The sequence below is a fragment of the Burkholderia sp. 4NA327C6 genome (genome assembly GCF_005502655.1).
GTDB classification, from domain to species: Bacteria; Pseudomonadota; Gammaproteobacteria; order Burkholderiales; family Burkholderiaceae; genus Burkholderia; species Burkholderia contaminans.
Genome location: NZ_SCNZ01000005.1, coordinates 205,625 through 223,527, shown reverse-complemented (window position 1 = coordinate 223,527; position 17,903 = coordinate 205,625). Strand labels below are relative to the sequence as shown.

Below are 17,903 nucleotides of genomic sequence, written 5' to 3'. Positions count from 1 at the left end.
TCACGTAATCGGCCACTGCAGGATCACGATCCCGTCGTTGTAGTCGGCATCGGCGCCGTCCTCCGCGCCGAGCCAGCCGAGCCAGACGGAGTCGCCCGCGGACAGCGGCGCGAGGCGCGCATCGGTCGCGGATTGCCTGCCGTTGGCCGACGCCTCGATCCGGATCTTGCCGCCCTTCGAGTTCAGCGTGAACATCCTGACGCCGTCCTCGCTGTTGCCGACGAACGATGCGGCCGGTTCCGGCGCATCGTCGACGAAGAGTTTCAGGTCCTGCCGGTCGGCGGCATTCGCATAGAAGATCGCCTTGAACGCCGTATTCGGCGGCAGCGTGAAGCGGCCGTTGCGATCCGACGACGGCTTGAAACCGGGCTGCTTCGTGTCCGGCCGGCTCCCCGCGATCTCGATCGACGTTTCCCAGCGGAAATAGCCGGATACGTTGCCGTCGCGGTCGTATACGCCGAAATCGGCCGTACACGTGGTGGCGCCCGCGGCCAGCACGTCGCTGCGCCAGTAGTGATCCTTCATCGGATGGCACGGCGGATGCAGCAGGTCGTCGGCATTCGGCACGGGCGTGGCCGCATCGCGCACTTCGGGTTCGATCGGCGCGACGATGCCCGCATCCTTCAACGCGAACCGGATGAACAGCACGCTCACCTCGGCGCGCAGGGCCAGCGCGGTTTCGCGCAGGCGCAGCTGGTCGCCCGGCGACAGTCCGGTAAAGAGGCGGCTGTCGTTGTGACCGAGCTGCGCGGCGTCGCCGGGGCTCACCACATAGAGGTGCCGGCCGTCGATCACGGTCGGGGCGGCCGGGTCCCGGCTTGCCTCCGGGTAGGCCGACAGCAACGTGACGGCATCGACGATCACCAGCACATCGCAACGAAGACCAGACATGAGCGCTTCCTCCGCAACAAGTGGATGACGCGGGCAGCCGCCGCGCGGCCGCCCGCCTGCCGCGATCAGTTATGGATCGAGATGAACGGATCCCAGGAGAAGCAGCCCTGGCTCTGGCAGTTGCGATCGATGATCTGGAACTGGAAGTGGTACGTCACGCGGCCGACTTTCAGGCATTCCGACGACCAGTAGTAGTTCGCGACCTTCTGGCAGGTCGGCACCTCGGGCTTGCTGGTGTTCGGCACCGGAATGGACGCTTCCGCGACGCGCGGCGTGGGCGTCGAGATCAGTTCGTTGCCGACGTTGCCGACGAACTTGTAGAACACGACCTGGTTCTCGAAGCCCAGCGACAGGCTCGTTTCACGCCAACGGATCAGGTCGCCGACCTGCGCCTTCAGGTCGAGTTCGCCGCCCGCCTGCCCGGAGATCACGTTGTCCTGGTTGGTCACCATATAGACATAGCGCCAGTCGATCAGCGTCGGTGCGGCCGGGTTCTTGCTGGGATTCGGATATTTTTTGAGAATGGTTTCGGTATCGAAAGAGACGAGCACATCGGTGACGCGTGACATAGAAGCTCCCGTTTGAATGAATGGGACTTATTGTTGCGCGAATTTCTTCGTGCGGCCGCCATCGCCTTGCCCTGCAAGGCTTCGCGCCGATCAAGGCACGTGCGGGCGGGATGGCGAATGCAGATTATCCCGTTCGGTTAATTCTGGAAGCTGTAAAAGTAAACAGGGTATTTAATATTATTTCAGACGGTAATTTGAAAATCGGATTCAATCGGCTCGATGCGTTACATAAATATAACGACATTGAACCTGTTAATTGAATCGCCGATTATGTCCGGCAATGTCCGGCTGCCGTGGGGCGGGGAAGGATCGCTTACCGGTAGGTCCACAGCCGGTGCAGCGCGAACGTGGTCGGCGGAACCAGCAGCGCGATCGCGACGATGCTCATCCCGCGGGAGCCGTCCAGCGCTTCGGTCGCACGCGCGAGCAGCATCGTTTCGACGAAGCCGGCCAGCGTGACCGCGAGAAAGCGCACCGCGTTGCGCGTGCCGACCGTCGACGAGAAGCTCCACAGCGTATTCGCGACGTACGAGAACGCCGTCGCGCAGAGGAATGCGATCGCGTTCGCCGTCACCAGCGTCGCATCGAACTGCGCGAACAGTGCCGCTGCGACCAGCGTGTGGATCGCGGTCGAGCCGAGCCCGGACACGCCGAAGCGCACGAGCCGCGTGCGTTCGGCCTGGAGCAGACCGATCATGGCCGTCGGCGCGCGTCAGCGTTCGCCGATCCGCGCGCGAGTCGGCTGCACGCGCCGGCGGGCCATCTGGCGGCGCGCGTCGCGCGCGACCGGCAGTTCGATCACCTTGCCGTGCGCCTGGTAGCGGCGGCGGACCAGGTAGACGGGCCGTTGCTTCGACTCGTCGTAGATCCGTCCGATGTATTCGCCGACGACACCGATCCCGATGAGCTCGATCCCGCCGATGAACAGCGTGACCGAGATCAGCGACGCGTAGCCGAGCACCGGATTGCCGAACACCAGTGTGCGCAGGATGATGAACGCGCCGTACAGGAACGCGAGCGCGGCGATGCCCACACCGATGTAGGTCCAGCTGCGCAGCGGCACGGTGCTGAAGCTGGTGATGCCTTCGAGCGCGAAATTCCACAGCTTCCAGCCGGAGAATTTCGAGTGCCCGGCGCTGCGCGCGTCGCGCTGGTATTCGACGATCACGGTGCGGTAGCCGACCCACGCGAACAGCCCCTTCATGAAGCGATGCCGCTCGGGCAGGCTGCGCAGCGCGTTCACGACCTTGCGGTCCATCAGCCGGAAATCGCCGACGTTCTCCGGCAGTTTCACGTCCGACAGCAGGTTGTGCACGCGATAGTAGATCGCGGCCGCCGTGCGTTTCGCGAACGAGTCGCACGCGCGGTTGCTGCGCTTCGCCGCGACGACTTCCGCGCCGTCGCGCCAGTGCTCGATCATCGCGGGAATCAGGCTCGGCGGATCCTGCAGGTCGGCATCGAGCGGGATCACCGCGTCGCCGAGCGCTTCGTCGAGGCCGGCCGTGAGCGCCGCTTCCTTGCCGAAGTTGCGGGTGAGATCGATCACGCGCACGCGCCGCTCGGCGGTACTGATCCGGATCAGCCGCTCGAGCGTGTCGTCGCGGCTGCCGTCGTTCACGCAGACGATCTCGAAACGGATCGCGTCGATGGACGTCATCAGCGGAATTACGACGTCGAAGAAGTGCTCGACGGCCTCGCCTTCGTTATAGAACGGCACGACCAGCGAGATGAGCGGTACATGGTGTGGTTCCCGCATGATGATTCCCCTTGTGATGTCGTTTCACCGATGCGCGCCGAGGGTCAGTCGGCTGGTGCGGCGCATTCCGTACGCCGGGCGGTGGTGCGTTCTGGCCTGATGCGTGAACGCGGTTTCGGTCGAGTTGTCGCGCGTGTCCGGCATCGACGGCACGTCGTGTCGTTCCCGGGCGATCCGGCTGACGAGCAGCCCGAGCGACGCCAGCGTGACGAGCGGCATGAACTGGAACGACAGATGCGGCACGACAGCGAGGCCCGCGAGCGGCATCAGCCACAGCAGCATCAGCCATTCGCGATCGAAGCGCCGCCAGCCGTGCGTCCATGCATAGCGCGCGTACCACGCGATCACGATGCCGTACCAGGTCAGGTCGTAGTCGTACAGATAGGGGCTGACGAGCAGGCACGCACAGGCGAGGGTCGCGGCGCGCAGCGCGTACGAGCAGGCGCCGCGCCATGCATAGACGACGGCGATGGCCGCGGTCGCGACCGACAGCAGCTGCAGGCCGTTCGCGACGATTGCGGGCCAGCCTGCCATCATGGCGAGCGCGAACACCGACGGCATGCGCACGAGCTTGGCCTGGCCGGAGCCGACGACCGCGTAGACGTTGTCGATCACGTGCGCGAACGTGAGCCACGGGCCGAACCCGAACGCGAGGGTCGAGAGCGCGACGCTGCACGCGATCGTCACGGCCCACGCGGCCAGTGCGCGCCATTGACCCGCGCACAGCAGCGCGAGCGGGAACAGCATCGCGAGCTGCGGCTTCATCGTCAGCAAGCCGAAGCAGATCCCGGCGTACACGGGGCGGCGGTTCAGCGCAAGCAGGCCGGCACCGGCGAGCAGCGCGGTGAAGAGGCTGGTCTGCCCGACGATCACCGTGAGGAACGCGCCGGGGAACGCGAGCGCGCACAGCCACGCCGCGTCGCGCTGCACGGTCGCGTGGATCGTCGCCGCGAACAGCACATACGTGAGCCCGAGCCACAGCACGAGCGCCAGCGTGTACGGCAGCCAGCCGAGCGGCAGCACGAGCAGCAGCATCGAGGGCGGATAGAGCCACGGCAGCGTGCCGTCCGCGAGATTCATCGCCGGGATCGCGAGCTTCTGGACCGCGAACAGCGCGGGAAAATGCCAGGCATCGGCCGCGTGCCCGTGCGCGGCGAGCCACGCCGCGCTCCAGATCGGCGAGAAATCCTGCGACAGCGGTTGCAGCGCGCCGTCGTGCGACAGGAACACGCGGGTGACGTAGATGCAGATGAACAGCAGTTCGGTCACCAGCGCGGCACCCGCATAGAGACGCACGCGCTCGCGATTGAGCCAGTGCGGGTAGCGGCGCGGTCCCGCGATCGGGAGTTCCGGATGCACGTCGGCGCCCGGGTGGGCATGACGCGCGGAAGGTGACGATCTCATCGTGCGCTCCGGAGCTCGAGCGTCGAGCGGCGCACGACGACGAACAGCACGGCCAGCAGCACGAGCGGCCCGATCTGCGGCAGCTTCATCAGCCGGTTGAACATCTCGAAGATCGGCAGCAGCCATGCCAGCACGATGATGCCCTGGTCGCCCGGCAGCCAGCCTTCGTCGAGGCCGTGCGCGATCAGGCAGAAGATCGCGATCCCGAGCCACGTCAGTTCGTAGTTCCACAGATAGGGTGTCGTCAGCAGCGTCGCGACGGCCAGTACCGCGCCGCGCAGGCGCATGTCGCCCGTGCGGCGCCATACGTCGACGGCCGCGGCGATCGCGAGCAGCGCGACCGCCGCTTGCGCGGCCAGCGCGGTGGCCACCGGCATGCCCGCGAGCCGCAGTGCGGCGAACGGCGTCGGCGACGCGAGCCAGTACGACGGAAGCATGAAATGCTGGTCGCGCACCGTCGACAGTGTCTGACCGAGTCCGTGCAGCGCGCCGGGGCCGGCCAGCGCGATGCCGGCGGCCGCGAACAGCGCGGCGGTGATCGCGGCCGCCGCGAACGTGCGCCACGCACGTGCCGCGATCAGCACGACCGGGAACACCACGGCCAGTTGCGGCTTGATCGCGAGCAAGCCGATCAGCACGCCGGCGACGACCGGGCGCTTGCCGAGCAGATGCAGCGCGAGCGCGGCGATGCCCGCGGTCAGGATGCTGTTCTGGCCGAACAGCGCGGCCATGCACACGGCGGAATACGCGACCACGACGAGCGCCGCGGCGCGTGGCACGGGAAGATGCGCGCGCAATCCCGACAACCGCGAGACGGCGAGCGCATAGCATAAAAGACTGCCCGCGAAAAAGAGGAAATATGCGGGCAGGAAAGGCACAAGGGCAACCGGAGCGATGAGCAGCAACATCGTCGGCGGATAGAGCCAGGGAAGCGGCCGGTGCTGAAGAAACGCACCGAAGTGCGCGAACTCGGCCTGCAGGAATGAAGAGGCGTCGTAGACCGATGCGGCATGGCCTTGCAACACCAGGTGCGATGCGGTCCAGAACACCGAGAAATCGACGCCGGGCAGCGCGATGGCGTTTGACGTGAAGCCGTTCGTCACGACGCCCCAGGTTGCCAGCAACGCGGCGAAGAACATCAGCATGATGCAGCTGTACGGAATGATCCGGTCGGCTGTCAGCCATTGAGCGCGTCGTATCGCACGCCCGCGCATTTCACGGTTGGCTGTGTACATGATTCCCCGTATGTAGTGGAGGCTGCTCGAGTCAGTCGCAGCCGTTTCATGTTTTGTGTCGTGCCCCCGGATTGCATCGCTCTGAAATCGCGTTATCCGGTGAGTTCATTGTTGAAGAAAAAATCGCGCATTGCAAACCGCCAGCTGAAAGCCGGGATTCAGTCTGGTCGAATACGCTCGTGAAAACCGCATTTTCAGGTATGAGAAATCCGTGCCGCGGGTTTCCGTGTTTCCGCCTTGAAACATTCCGTCATTTTGACCGGTTCCGCACCGCGTCAATCGGGGCAGGCGCGGGCGGCTTCGGGCGTTCGGGAAAGTCCCGAGAAAAAATATTGGATCCTTTTGCACGGCGCGGCGGCCGGCGTTCAGGCTTGCAACGCCGGCGCGGGCGGATATATCAATTTTGAAACATTTCGCCCATCGGGCCACATGCCGGGGAACGTCTGCATCGCCGGAACCCTTGATACGCCGGGATTTCGTCCGGCATGGCCTGCTCTTTGCGTAAGCGTTGGCACGGCAGTCGACGAGGTGACGACCGGGCGGTTCCGGCGAAAGACAGACGGAACCCGCGTCGAAATCACCTGCGGGAACGAGGGCCGGAGCGCATCGGGGAACATGCAGCTCCAGGTCGATCAACCCCCGAAGGATTCGTCGAGTGACCCATGAGACCCGGTATCGTCAGGGCAATAAAAAATCGGCATGGCCGTATATGGGGAACAAAAATGAAAGACCACAGCACATCACGGTTCGCAAACCGCGTTAAAGACACACTGCAGTATTGCCGGGAATTCGTTTCCCGTTCAACTGGATTCCATGCGTCGAACGGCAGCCGTGCCGTTCAGGTCGACCTGATTGCCCGGTTCATCCGGCCGGTCGCGCCGTACGCGCCTCTCTCGCTCTCTGCGTCACTGATTCCCGTTCGCACGGACAGGGGTGTATATCCCCGCTCGCGCAGCTGAGCGTCCCGTTCCGATTTTTCGAGTAGTGCCGGTGGTGCCCACCCCGACGTCCTGACCGACGAAGGGAATTTCATAGTAGTCCGAAAGGAGAATGTCCATGTCAAGAATCATCGAAAAGATCGCGTGGTCCATCGAGGACGAGGGCGGTGTGACGGCCATCGAATATGGCCTGATCGCCGCACTGATCGCGATCGGCATCGTCGTTGCGTTGACGACGATCGGTACGGATCTGAAGAGCGTGTTCAGTACGGTTGCTTCGGATCTGGACTCGATAGTAGCGGGCTTCTGATGGATGGTACGGCAAGCGAATCATTCCACTCGTTTGTCTGCACCACACGGCATTAACGACATTCCTCGACGTATCGATGCACGGTCATCCGACCAGCCGGCACGCGAGGGCCATGAAATTCACCACGCAAGGAGATCATCATGTCCAAGTTCATTCAACACGCCAGCCGTTTCGTTCGTGACGAAGACGGTGTCACCGCCATCGAATACGGCCTGATCGCCGCACTGATCGCAGTCGGCATCATCCTCGCGCTGTCGACCATCGGGAAGGACCTCAAGACCGTGTTCAGCACGATCGCGGCCGACCTGGATTCGGCGGTGGCAGGCCTCTGATGGATCGTGCCGTGGGCGGCTCGGCCGGTGCAGCGCGCGAGCCGTCCTCGGTCATCCGATCAACCAACCGGGAACCGGAAACCATCATGCAAGCCAGGGTACGTGCCGTATGCCGCCGGATCGGCGACGAGCAGGGTGTGACGTCGATCGAGTATGCGTTTCTCGCGGCGATGTTTTCCGTCGCGGTGCTGGGCAGCGTCGTCACGTTCAAAGGCTCGCTTGCCGGTACGTACGAGGTGATCGCAACGGCCGTCACGGCCGCCGTGGCCACCGCGCTGGCCATGGTTTCCTGACCCACCGATTCCACAGGTTCCACCGATTCGACTGCGAGGTTCGCCATGCTCCCCGTTGCGCCGCCTTACCCGGTTCCGTTGTGCGTGACGCTGCTCGCGGTCGCCGCGGCCAGCACGGACATCGCGGCCCGCCGGATTCCGAACCGCCTCGTGCTGCTCGGCCTGACCGGCGCGCTGGTTGCCCAGTGCCTGTTGCACGGTGTCGTGGCAGGCGCGCTCGGATGGCTCGCCGGCGCCGCGACCGGCTTCGGACTGCTGCTGCCGTTCTACCTGTTGCGCGGCATGGCGGCCGGCGACGTGAAGCTGATGCTCGCGATCGGCGCCTGGGTCGGCGCGGAAATGACGTTTTACATCGTGCTGGCCACCTTCCTGGCCGGCGGGATCGGCGCCATCGCCTACGCGCTGCTGCGCGGGCGGATGCGCCAGATGTGGGCGAACGTGCGCGCGCTGATTGCGCGACGCTCGCCAGGCGCGAGCGCCGAGGCCGCCGGCGGCCCCGTCGAAATCGCTTCGGTCGGCACGCTGCCGTACGGCGTGGCGATCGCGGCCGGCACGCTGGGCATGCTGTTCGTGTCGTGCGCATAGCGCGACGCATCCGCCACGAGGACGCAACGATCATGAACACGAACCACACCGAACCGAGACGCGACGCACAGGTGGCACGGCTGCCCGATCCGTTGCCGTCGCGGGAAGCGCATACGAAGCCGGGCGCGCAGTTGCCGACGGCGCCGCGCTCGCTCGAGGAAACCGGGTTGAGCATGACGTTCGTTGCCGGCCTCGTGCTGAAGTCGACGCTGATGCTCGGCCGCCCGTCGTACGGCGACCTGGTCGAGCGACACTGCCTGCCGCTCGCGGTGCTCGACGACGTCTTCGCGTTCCTGGTGCGCGAGCGTCTCGTCGAGCTCACCCATCGCGGCGCGACGGATCTCGACGTCACGTTCCGCCTGACCGACGCGGGCCGGGTGCTCGCGCTGGAGGAGCGCGCGCGCAGCGGCTACAGCGGGCCCGCGCCGGTGACGCTCGACGCCTATATCGCGTGCCTGAACGCGCATTCGGTACGCAAGCTGCATATCAGCCAGAACGATGTGTGGGCGGCGTTCGAAGGGATCGTGATCGATACGTCGGTGCTCGATGCAGCGGCTGCCGCGCTGAACGCGGGCCGTCCGCTGCTGATCTACGGCCCGGCCGGCAGCGGCAAGACCTTCCTCGCCGAGCGGCTCGGCTCGCTGATGCACGGCCGTGTGCCGGTGCCGCACGCGATTTGCGCGGCGGGCGAAGTGATCCAGATGTACGACCCGCTCGTCCATGTCGACGCGCAAGTGCACGCCGGCGGCCAGTCGGTCGATCGCCGCTGGCGCCTGTGCAAACGGCCGGTCGTGATGTCGGGCGGTGAACTGACGCTCGACGAGCTCGACCTGCGCCGCGACGAGGCGGCCGGTTTCTACCAGGCGCCCCCGCACATGAAAGCGAACATGGGCATGTACGTCGTCGACGATCTCGGCCGCCAGCGTGTCGAGCCGCGCGACCTGCTCAACCGCTGGCTGCGCCCGCTCGATCGCGGCGTCGATTTCCTGACGCTCGAATCCGGCAATCGCTTCGTGATGCCGTTCGATGTCTGGCCGGTGTTTTCGAGCAACCTGGCGCCGGAGCAGTTCTGCGACGACGCGTTCCTGCGCCGCCTCGGCTCGAAGCTTCACGTCGGCGCGATGTCGATCGACGACTACCGCCAGGTGTACAACGCGGCCTGCGAATCGCTCGGACTCGTATCGGCGAGCGATGCATTCGACTTCCTGCTGCATCGGCTGCACCTGCCGACCGGCAAGGCGTTTCTTGCCTGTTTCCCGGCGGACCTGCTGCGTCTCGTGGCCGCCGGCGCGCGTTATCGCGGCGATCCGCCCGAGGTGACGCACGACGCACTGTACGACGCGTGGGCGAGCTATTTCGGCGCGGCACCCGAACGTGACGGCAGCCATCCGCCGCCCGTCGAGCGCGGTGGCCGTACGTTCATTACCGGTTGAGCCGTTTCTTTCACGATTCGTCGAGGAGCATTGCCATGAAAAACAGTCGAGCGGTCATGATGCTGGTCGTCGCGATGGTCGCGGGTCTTGCCGCGGTCGTGTTCGCGTCCCACTGGCTGGTGCAGACATCCACGAGCTCGGTCACGTCAGTCGCGGTGGCCAACACCGATCTGAACCTGGGCGAGCCGCTCGGGCCGAACCAGATCCACCTGGTCAGCTGGCCGGCGGGCAGCGTGCCCACCGGCGCGTTCACCGACACGAAGGCGCTCGAAGGGCGCGTCGTGCGCACCAGCCTCGCACGCGGCGAGCCGGTGATCGAGTCGAAGCTCGCGCCGGTCGGCACGAAGGGCGGGCTGTCCGCGGTCATCGCCGACGGCAGCCGCGCGATCACGGTGCGCGTGAACGACGTGGTCGGCGTCGCGGGCTTCGCGCTGCCGGGCAACTACGTCGACGTGATCGTCAACACGCAGGAACAACAGGGCAAGACCGACGGGCAGAGCATCTCGAAGATCGTGCTCGAGCACATCCTCGTGCTCGCCGTCGCGCAGCAAGTGAGCCGCGACGACACGGCGCCGAAGGTGGTCAACGCGGTGACGCTGGAAGTCACGCCCGACCAGGCCGAACGGCTCGACCTCGCACGCAGCGTCGGCACGCTGTCGCTCGTGCTGCGCAACCAGGTCGACCAGAAGACGCTGAACACCGACGGGGCGACCAAGCTGACGCTGCTCGGCAAGGAGCCCGCACCCGAAGCAGCGCCGGCACCGGTCCGTGTGAAGACGGTACGCGTGCACGTCGCATCGCACGCGGCGCCGGAAGTGCGGCGCGACTGCGTCGGCGTGCTGACGGGCGTGAAGGGCAGCGTCGAGTGTTTCTGAACCAGTTCATTGAAGTCACATAAACGGCCGCCGGCAACGCGCGGCGGCCCTGGAAGTCGATAACCGGCACGGCGCCGGTCTCTCGGGGGATCAGACGAAATGAAGATCAAACCGCAATGCACAGGTACCGGCCCGCGGCAGACACGCGTCGCACGGGGCACGATGATGGCCGCGATCCTCTGTTCGGGATGGCTGACCGTTTATGGCGCACTCGCGCAGGAAGGCGTCGAGTCGGCCGTGCTGACCAAGGGCGGCGCCAGCGCGCCGGCCGCGGTCGGCAAGGGGCCGATGCAGATGACGATCAGCATGGCGCCGGTGGCGGCCGCCGCGCCCGCCGCAGCGGCGGGGCCGCTGCGCGGGCCGAACTGCGTCGGCGCGGTGCGCGAATCGACCAGCGTCAGCGTGCCGCTCGGCAAGTCGCTGCTGGTGCCGATGCCGGAGCCGGTCCGCAACCGGACGATCGGCAATCCGGCCGTCGCGCAGGCGACGATGGTGTCGCCGCAGACGCTGTACATCCTCGGGCTCGCGGTCGGCACGACCAACATGATCGTGCAGGGCAAGAGCGGCGCTTGCCGCGTGATCGACGTCGCGGTCGGCGCGGATGCCGGCGGCCTGCAGGCGTCGCTGACGCAGCTGATGCCGGGCGAGCGCGACATCCATGTGTCGACCGCCGCCGGCACGATCGTGCTGGCCGGCACCGTGTCGAGCTCGATGGCCGCGCAGCAGGCCGTGCAGATCGCCCGTGCGTACGGCGACAGCGCGGGCGATCCGGCCGGCGGCGGCAAGGCGGGCGGCGGCGTGCTCAACATGCTGAACGTCACGTCGCCGCAGCAGGTGATGCTCGAGGTGAAGGTGGCCGAGGTGTCGAAGACGCTGATCAACCAGATGGGCAGCGCGCTCAACATCCAGGGCGGGTTCGGTTCGTGGAGCGGTGCGCTGGTCAGCAACCTGCTCGCGGGCGTCGCGACCGGGATCGCTTTCAGCAAGGCGAACAACAAGCCGTTCAACCTCGCGGCCGACGCGCAGAACACCGACAACCTCGTCAAGATCCTCGCGGAGCCGAATCTCGTGACGATCAGCGGCCAGGAAGCGACGTTCCTCGCGGGCGGCAAGATCTTCATCCCGATCCCGCAGAGCGGCAGCAACGGCGTCTCGTCGATCACGCTGCAGGAAGAGGAATTCGGCGTCGCGCTGAAGTTCACGCCGACCGTGCTGGGTAATGGCCGGATCAGCCTGAAGGTCGCGCCGGAAGTGTCGGAGCTGTCGCAGACGGGCGTCACGCTGAGCGCGTCCAACATCGGCGGCACGTCGATCCTGCCGCTGATCACGACGCGGCGCGCATCGACGACGGTGCAGATGGGCGACGGCGAAACGTTCGCGATCGGCGGGCTGATCAAGGACAACGGGACCGGTGCGCTGAAGGCGCTCCCGGGTGTCGGCGAAATTCCGGTGCTCGGCGCGCTGCTCCGCAGTACATCGTTCCAGCAGGACCGCACCGAACTGATCTTCGTGATCACGCCGCACCTGGTGAAGCCGCTGCAGACCGCCGACGTGCCGCTGCCGACCGACAGCTTCACGAAGCCGAACGAAATCGACGTGTATGCGACGGGCAACATGGAAGGCCGCGGTGGCCTCCGCAAGCATGGTGCGCAACCGGCGAACGGCGCGGCAGCCGCACCACAGACCCCGGCCCAGGCACCGGCCCCCGCACCGGCACCGGCACCGCAATCGGACGCGCCCGCCGGCCCGGCTGCCGCGCTGCCCGCACCGCGCGCGCCGCAGGGCGTGGACGCGCAGCCGCCGGCGCCGGCCGAGCCGCAGAAGACGCCTGCACCCGCGGCGGCCGCCGTATCGCAGCACGATACCGCCAGCGCGGCCCGCATTGCGCGTATCGAAGCCGCCGCCGCGCGCCTCGCGGCGGCCGGCCCCGACACGCCGGCCCAGCCGGCGGCGCAGCCGAAGCGCCGGACACCGGCGGCGGCCCATGCGCAGCAGGTCGTGCGCGTGAGCGCGGCACCCGAATCCACCGATCGTTGAAGCCATCCAAGGGGACGCTCATGAAATCCGCCTACCTCGTCATCGTGCGCCGCGTGGCGCTCGCCGCACCGCTCGCGTTCGCGCTTGCCGGCTGCATGTCGTCGACCCCGGTGTGGGACACCCGCTTCGGCGATTCGGTCCGCGCCGTGACCCAGGCCCAGATCATCGACCCGCATGCCGCCGAGCACGCGGCCTCGGTGTCGGCGCCGGGGGTCGACGGCGCCGCCGCCGCGGCCGCGCTCGACAACTACGACAAGTCGTTCAAGCAAACCGTGCCGCCCGCCAATGCGTTCGTGATCGGCATCGGCAAGGCCACCCAGTAACGACGGCACGCTCAGGGAGAACGCCATGAACAGCGCAGCTCGCCATCCGAAAGTCATGCGTCGCAGCCTGCATCGCCAGCGCGGTGCCGTCGCGATCATCGTCGGTCTCGCACTGGCGGTGATGATCGGGTTCGTCGGTCTCGCGCTGGATCTCGGCAAGCTGTACGTCACGCGCAGCGAACTGCAGAACAGCGCCGATGCCTGCGCGCTGTCGGCTGCGCGTGACCTGACTTCGGCCATCAGCCTGTCGGTGGCCGAGGCGGACGGCATCGCCGCCGGCCACCTGAACTTCGTGTTTTTCCAGAACAAGTCGGTGCAGATGTCGACGAACGCGAACGTCACGTTCAGCGATTCGCTGACCAATCCGTTCCTGGCGAAGAACGCGGTGACGACGCCGGCGAACATCAAGTACGTGCAGTGCACCGCGACGCTGAGCAACATCGCGCACTGGTTCATCGAGGTGCTGAACGTGCTGCCGGGCACGAAGCTCGCGAACGCGGCGGAAGTGTCGGCCAGCGCGATCGCAACCGTCGGCGGCGGGCAGACGACCTGTGCGATTCCGGTGTTCGTTTGCCGCACGACGGGCTCGCCGGCGTACAAGGTCGGCGACTGGATCTCGTCGCCGTCCGGGTCGTCGTCGACCTACGGGCCCGGCAACTTCGGCTGGGCGGCGCTCGACGGCTCGACGAACGAACCCACCCTCGCGAGCGAGCTGTCGGGCAACACCTGCAACATCACGAGCCCGCCGGACCTCAGCACCACGGGCCTGAAGTCGGCGTCGCTGCGCGCCTGGAATACGCGCTTCGGTATCTATACGAATGGCGCGAACGGGTCGAGCGGCCAGCCTGATTTCACCGGCTACGCCTACGTCGGGCCGAACTACGGGCCCCCGGGAACGGCCGGTATCAAGGGCGATGCCTACACGCAGTTCGTTACCGATCGCACGACCTTCAAGGCCTACCAGGGCGACGGCGCGCCGCCTTCGGGCAGCGGGATCTCGACCAACGGCACGGCCACGGCGAGCAACTACCAGACCTTCGGTGGCGACCGCCGCGTCGCGCTCGCCCCGGAGGGCGACTGTTCGACGCTGAAGGGGAACAGCGGCAAGGTGCACGTCACGCAGTGGGATTGCGTGCTGATGCTCGATCCGCTTCCGTTCAGCGCAGGCAGCGGCGCGATCGTCGCGCACCTCGAATACCTCGGCTCGTCGGTCTCCGGCAACAACCCGTGCGCGACGCACGGCTTGCCCGGCAGCGGCAGCGCGTCCGGGACCCAGGTTCCGATGCTCGTTCAATAGCGGGAGACGATCATGAAAAAGCCTCCGATTCGCCGTTCGCGCACCCGTGGCGCCGTCGCCGTCGAGTTCGCGCTCGTGCTGATGCCGATGATCATGCTCGCCACCGGCGTGGCCGAGTTCGGCCGCGCGATCTACCAGTTCGAGACGCTGACCAAGGCGACGCGCGACGCGGCGCGCTACCTGTCGGTCTGGTTGCCGACCGACAGCGCGTATCCGGTGTCGGCGGCACAGTGCCTCGTCGTCTACGGCAGCACGACGTGCGGGGCTTCCGGCACCGAGCTGGTGCCGGGGCTCACGACGTCGATGGTGACGATCTGCGACGCGCAGCGCACGACCGGCTGCAGCGACCAGTCCGACCCGTCGCAGTTCGCGAACCTGCCGACCTACGATGCGAACAACAACGCGTCAGGCGGCACGGCGACGGGCGCGATCAACGTCGTCGAAGTGAAGATCAAGGGCTACAAGTACCAGCCGATCCCCGCGTTCCCGGGGCTGCCGTCGATCACCTTCAACAACATCGTCACCGTGATGAGGCAAGTGTCATGAACGCGCGCCATGCCCCCCCGTCGCGCCGGCGTGCCCAACGCGGCGCCGCGATCGTCGAGTTCGCGCTGATCGCGTCGGTGCTGATCATGCTGCTGATCGGCATCTTCGAATTCGGCCGCGTGCTGTTCTACTGGAGCACCGCGAGCGAAGCCGTGCGCCTGGGCGCGCGCACGGCGGTGGTCTGCGACGTGAATGCGGCCGGCGTCGTGAAGCGGGTGAGATCGCTGTTGCCGCTGCTGTCGAACGCGAACGTGTCGGTGAACTACTCACCCGCCAGTTGTGACGTGAATTCGTGTGCGTTCGTGACCGTCAGCGTCACGAACGTCACGGTCAAGACGATGATCCCGTTCGTGAACGTCACGGTGAGAATGCCGCCGTTCGCGACGACACTGCCGCGCGAGAGCCTGACTTCCGCGACCGGCGGCGCCAACTGCAACTGAACGAACAGGCGAGGCACACGACATGATCAACATCCTCGTAGCTTCCGACGACACCGCGCGACTCTCGCAGATCGCGCGCCTCGTCGCCGACTGCGGACGCTATCGCGCGACGCGTGCGACCGGCCGGCCGTCGCAGATCGAACATCGCACCGACGGGCTCGACGCGTTCGACATCCTGCTGGTCGACGGCACGTCGCTCGAACCGTCCGAGCTGTCGGCGATCGAGCGCATCTGCCGCGCGCACGCGGGCCTGACCTGCATCCTCGTGACGGCGGACACGTCGCCGCACATGCTGCTCGACGCGATGCGTGCGGGCACGCGCGACGTGCTGCAATGGCCGCTCGATCCGCAGGCGCTCGGCAACGCGCTCGAACGGGCGGCCGCGCAAAGCACGCGGCGCGACACCGACGATACGCGGATCGTGTCGTTCATGTCGTGCAAGGGTGGGGCCGGCACGAGCTTCGCGGCCAGCAACCTCGCGTTCGAGATCGCCGAAGGCTTCAAGCGGCGCGTGCTGCTGATCGACCTGAACCAGCAGTTCGCCGACGCGGCGTTCCTCGTCAGCGACGAGACTCCGCCGTCGACGCTGCCGCAGCTGTGCGCGCAGATCGAACGGCTCGACAGCGCGTTCCTCGACGCGAGCGTCGCGCACGTGACGGAGAACTTCCACGTGCTCGCGGGCGCGGGCGACCCGGTCAAGGCCGCCGAGATGCGCGAGGACGCGCTCGAATGGATCCTGGGCGTCGCCGCGCCGCGCTACGACTTCGTGATCTTCGACGTCGGCGTCTGCATCAATCCGCTGTCGATGGTCGCGCTGGATCGCAGCGACCAGATCCAGCTCGTGCTTCAGCCCACGATGCCGCACGTGCGCGCCGGCCGCCGGCTGCTGGAGATTCTCGTGTCGCTCGGCTACTCGACCGACCAGATGCGGCTCGTCCTGAACCGTGCGACGCGCACGAGCGACCGGACCCGCACCGCGCTCGAGGAAGTGCTCGGCCTGAAGGCGGCCTGCACGATTCCCGACGACGCCGATACCGTGCTCGAAGCGATCAACCAGGGCCATCCGGTGTCGCGGGTCGCGCGCGGCACGGGGGTCGTCCGTGCGGTGCAAGGGTATGCGAAGCAACTCGTCGAAGGGGCGGTGCGCGCGGGGCACGACGCGACGCACAGCGAACCGCTGATGTCCCGGCTGTTCGGCCGCAAGGCCACGCCGAAGCTCAAGTCCATGTAAATCTTTCGGGGAACCATCATGTCATTGCGCGAACAGATGTCCTTGCAGCGGGCCCAGCCGCTGGCGGCAGGCAGCGAACCGGCCGGCCCGGCGCATTCGTCGGTGCGCGACGCATACCAGAAACTGCGCCGTGAAATCCACCTGGCCGTGCTCGAACGCGTCGAGCTCGAGCGCCTGTCGCGGATGCCGCAGGAATCGGTCCGCATGGAGATTGGCCTGCTGATCACGCGCATCCTCGACGAGGAGCGGCTGCCGGCGAACGACATCGAGCGGCGGCAGCTCGCGATCGACGTGTACGACGAGATGTTCGGCTTCGGCCCGCTCGAAGCGCTGCTGCGCGATCCGACCATTTCCGACATCCTCGTGAACACGTACCGGCAGGTCTATGTCGAGCGCTTCGGCCAGCTCGAACTGACCGACGTGACGTTCTACGACGACGCGCACCTGATGAAGGTGATCGAGAAGATCGTGTCGCGCGTCGGGCGCCGCATCGACGAATCGAGCCCGATGGTCGATGCGCGGCTGCCCGACGGCTCGCGCGTGAACGCGATCATCCCGCCGTCCGCGATCGACGGGCCGCTGATGTCGATCCGGCGTTTCGCGGTCAACCCGCTGAAGATGGACGACCTCGTGCGTTACCACAGCCTGACGCCGCCGATGGCCGAGCTGCTCGACGCGCTGTCGCGCGCGAAGGTGAACGTGCTGGTGTCGGGCGGCACCGGCAGCGGCAAGACGACGTTGCTCAACATCCTGTCCGGCTACATTCCGCGCAACGAGCGGATCGTGACGATCGAGGATGCCGCCGAGCTGCAACTGCAGCAGCCGCACGTGCTGCGGCTCGAAACCCGCCCGCCGAACATCGAGGGCAAGGGCGAGATCACGCAGCGCACGCTGGTGCGCAACGCGCTGCGGATGCGCCCGGACCGGATCATCCTCGGCGAAGTGCGCGGCGCCGAAGCGCTCGACATGCTCAACGCGATGAACACCGGCCACGAAGGCTCGCTCGCGACGATCCACGCGAACACCCCGCGCGACGCGCTGACGCGGCTCGAGAACATGATCAGCGTCTCCGGCCTGACGCTGCCGCCGAAGACGATGCGCCAGCAGATCGCGTCGGCGATCTCGGTGGTCGTGCAGGCCGCGCGGCTGACCGACGGCAGGCGCAAGATCGTCAGCATCCAGGAACTCACCGGGATGGAAGGCGACATCATCAACATGCAGGAGATCTTCACGTTCAAGCGCACGGGCGTGGACCGCGACGGCACGGTACGCGGCCACTTCTGCGCGACGGGCGTGCGGCCGAAGTTCGCCGAGCGGCTGCAGGCATTCGGCATCAACCTGCCGGATTCGCTGTACGACCCGTCTCAGCGGTACGAGACGAACTGACGACAGGGCGCCGTTCGCTACC

General features: G+C 66.7%; 20 protein-coding genes. 14 read left to right on the top strand and 6 right to left on the bottom strand.

Going from position 1 to position 17,903, the window contains the following annotated elements; translation table 11 throughout:
- Together FFS49_RS42525 and FFS49_RS07585 are read right to left on the bottom strand one after the other, a co-directional pair.
- Entirely contained in the window at nt 1-891 is an 891-nt protein-coding gene (locus tag FFS49_RS42525) for an AidA/PixA family protein (protein WP_076841482.1), read from the bottom strand.
- A gap of 65 nt (nt 892-956) precedes the next feature.
- Nucleotides 957-1,460, bottom strand: coding sequence for an inclusion body family protein (locus FFS49_RS07585; protein WP_011349899.1), 504 nt, complete (start codon nt 1,458-1,460; stop codon nt 957-959).
- A gap of 20 nt (nt 1,461-1,480) precedes the next feature.
- Here FFS49_RS07585 and FFS49_RS07580 point away from each other — a divergent pair, with 20 nt between their 5' ends.
- Nucleotides 1,481-1,720 (top strand): hypothetical protein, encoded by a 240-nt coding sequence (locus FFS49_RS07580; protein WP_135370809.1) that lies wholly within the window; start codon nt 1,481-1,483, stop codon nt 1,718-1,720.
- 53 nt (nt 1,721-1,773) lie between these two features.
- On the opposite strand, the gene FFS49_RS07575 is transcribed toward FFS49_RS07580, so the two are convergent.
- From FFS49_RS07575 to FFS49_RS07560, 4 genes are read right to left on the bottom strand one after another with little or no spacing between them, the layout of a single operon-like run.
- A complete protein-coding gene (locus FFS49_RS07575; protein ID WP_105817115.1) occupies nt 1,774-2,157 on the bottom strand; it encodes a GtrA family protein in 384 nt (127 codons plus the stop codon).
- 15 nt (nt 2,158-2,172) lie between these two features.
- Nucleotides 2,173-3,216: a glycosyltransferase family 2 protein gene (locus FFS49_RS07570; protein WP_105817114.1), complete on the bottom strand. Its 1,044-nt coding sequence runs from the start codon at nt 3,214-3,216 to the stop codon at nt 2,173-2,175.
- 24 nt (nt 3,217-3,240) lie between these two features.
- Complete coding sequence (locus FFS49_RS07565; RefSeq protein WP_105817113.1) at nt 3,241-4,620, bottom strand: glycosyltransferase family 87 protein; 1,380 nt, start codon at nt 4,618-4,620, stop codon at nt 3,241-3,243.
- Nucleotides 4,617-5,855 carry a glycosyltransferase family 87 protein gene (locus FFS49_RS07560; protein WP_105817112.1) on the bottom strand — a complete coding sequence of 413 codons (1,239 nt, stop codon included), beginning with the start codon at nt 5,853-5,855 and terminating at the stop codon, nt 4,617-4,619. The genes FFS49_RS07565 and FFS49_RS07560 overlap by 4 nt, the downstream gene beginning before the upstream one ends.
- Nucleotides 5,856-6,911: 1,056 nt before the next feature.
- Here FFS49_RS07560 and FFS49_RS07555 point away from each other — a divergent pair.
- The 13 genes from FFS49_RS07555 (at nt 6,912) to FFS49_RS07495 (ending at nt 17,881) form a co-directional block, all read left to right on the top strand.
- Nucleotides 6,912-7,103, top strand: a complete 192-nt coding sequence (locus FFS49_RS07555) for a Flp family type IVb pilin (protein ID WP_105817111.1) — start codon at nt 6,912-6,914, stop codon at nt 7,101-7,103.
- Between the two features lie 140 nt (nt 7,104-7,243).
- The gene (locus tag FFS49_RS07550) at nt 7,244-7,435 is read left to right on the top strand and encodes a Flp family type IVb pilin (RefSeq protein WP_071335926.1); all 192 of its coding nucleotides are present in this window, start codon (nt 7,244-7,246) and stop codon (nt 7,433-7,435) included.
- An 86-nt stretch (nt 7,436-7,521) separates the two neighbouring features.
- Complete coding sequence (locus FFS49_RS07545; RefSeq protein WP_071335927.1) at nt 7,522-7,728, top strand: Flp family type IVb pilin; 207 nt, start codon at nt 7,522-7,524, stop codon at nt 7,726-7,728.
- 45 nt (nt 7,729-7,773) lie between these two features.
- Nucleotides 7,774-8,313 (top strand): prepilin peptidase, encoded by a 540-nt coding sequence (locus tag FFS49_RS07540; protein WP_071335928.1) that lies wholly within the window; start codon nt 7,774-7,776, stop codon nt 8,311-8,313.
- A gap of 32 nt (nt 8,314-8,345) precedes the next feature.
- The gene (locus FFS49_RS07535) at nt 8,346-9,746 is read left to right on the top strand and encodes an ATPase (RefSeq protein ID WP_071336313.1); all 1,401 of its coding nucleotides are present in this window, start codon (nt 8,346-8,348) and stop codon (nt 9,744-9,746) included.
- Nucleotides 9,747-9,781: 35 nt separating this feature from the next.
- Nucleotides 9,782-10,621, top strand: coding sequence for a Flp pilus assembly protein CpaB (gene cpaB / locus FFS49_RS07530; RefSeq protein WP_071335929.1), 840 nt, complete (start codon nt 9,782-9,784; stop codon nt 10,619-10,621).
- 99 nt (nt 10,622-10,720) lie between these two features.
- The gene (locus tag FFS49_RS07525; RefSeq protein WP_105817110.1) at nt 10,721-12,658 is read left to right on the top strand and encodes a pilus assembly protein N-terminal domain-containing protein; all 1,938 of its coding nucleotides are present in this window, start codon (nt 10,721-10,723) and stop codon (nt 12,656-12,658) included.
- Nucleotides 12,659-12,678: 20 nt separating this feature from the next.
- Complete coding sequence (locus FFS49_RS07520; protein ID WP_046546972.1) at nt 12,679-12,981, top strand: hypothetical protein; 303 nt, start codon at nt 12,679-12,681, stop codon at nt 12,979-12,981.
- Nucleotides 12,982-13,006: 25 nt separating this feature from the next.
- A complete protein-coding gene (locus tag FFS49_RS07515) occupies nt 13,007-14,278 on the top strand; it encodes a TadE/TadG family type IV pilus assembly protein (protein WP_105817109.1) in 1,272 nt (423 codons plus the stop codon).
- A 12-nt stretch (nt 14,279-14,290) separates the two neighbouring features.
- Entirely contained in the window at nt 14,291-14,824 is a 534-nt protein-coding gene (locus tag FFS49_RS07510) for a TadE/TadG family type IV pilus assembly protein (RefSeq protein ID WP_105817108.1), read from the top strand.
- Nucleotides 14,821-15,264 carry a TadE family protein gene (locus FFS49_RS07505; protein ID WP_071335933.1) on the top strand — a complete coding sequence of 148 codons (444 nt, stop codon included), beginning with the start codon at nt 14,821-14,823 and terminating at the stop codon, nt 15,262-15,264. The genes FFS49_RS07510 and FFS49_RS07505 overlap by 4 nt, the downstream gene beginning before the upstream one ends.
- 22 nt (nt 15,265-15,286) lie before the next feature.
- Entirely contained in the window at nt 15,287-16,495 is a 1,209-nt protein-coding gene (locus FFS49_RS07500; protein WP_137909728.1) for an AAA family ATPase, read from the top strand.
- Between the two features lie 18 nt (nt 16,496-16,513).
- Nucleotides 16,514-17,881 (top strand): CpaF family protein, encoded by a 1,368-nt coding sequence (locus tag FFS49_RS07495; RefSeq protein WP_046546967.1) that lies wholly within the window; start codon nt 16,514-16,516, stop codon nt 17,879-17,881.
- Nucleotides 17,882-17,903: the final 22 nt, after the last annotated feature.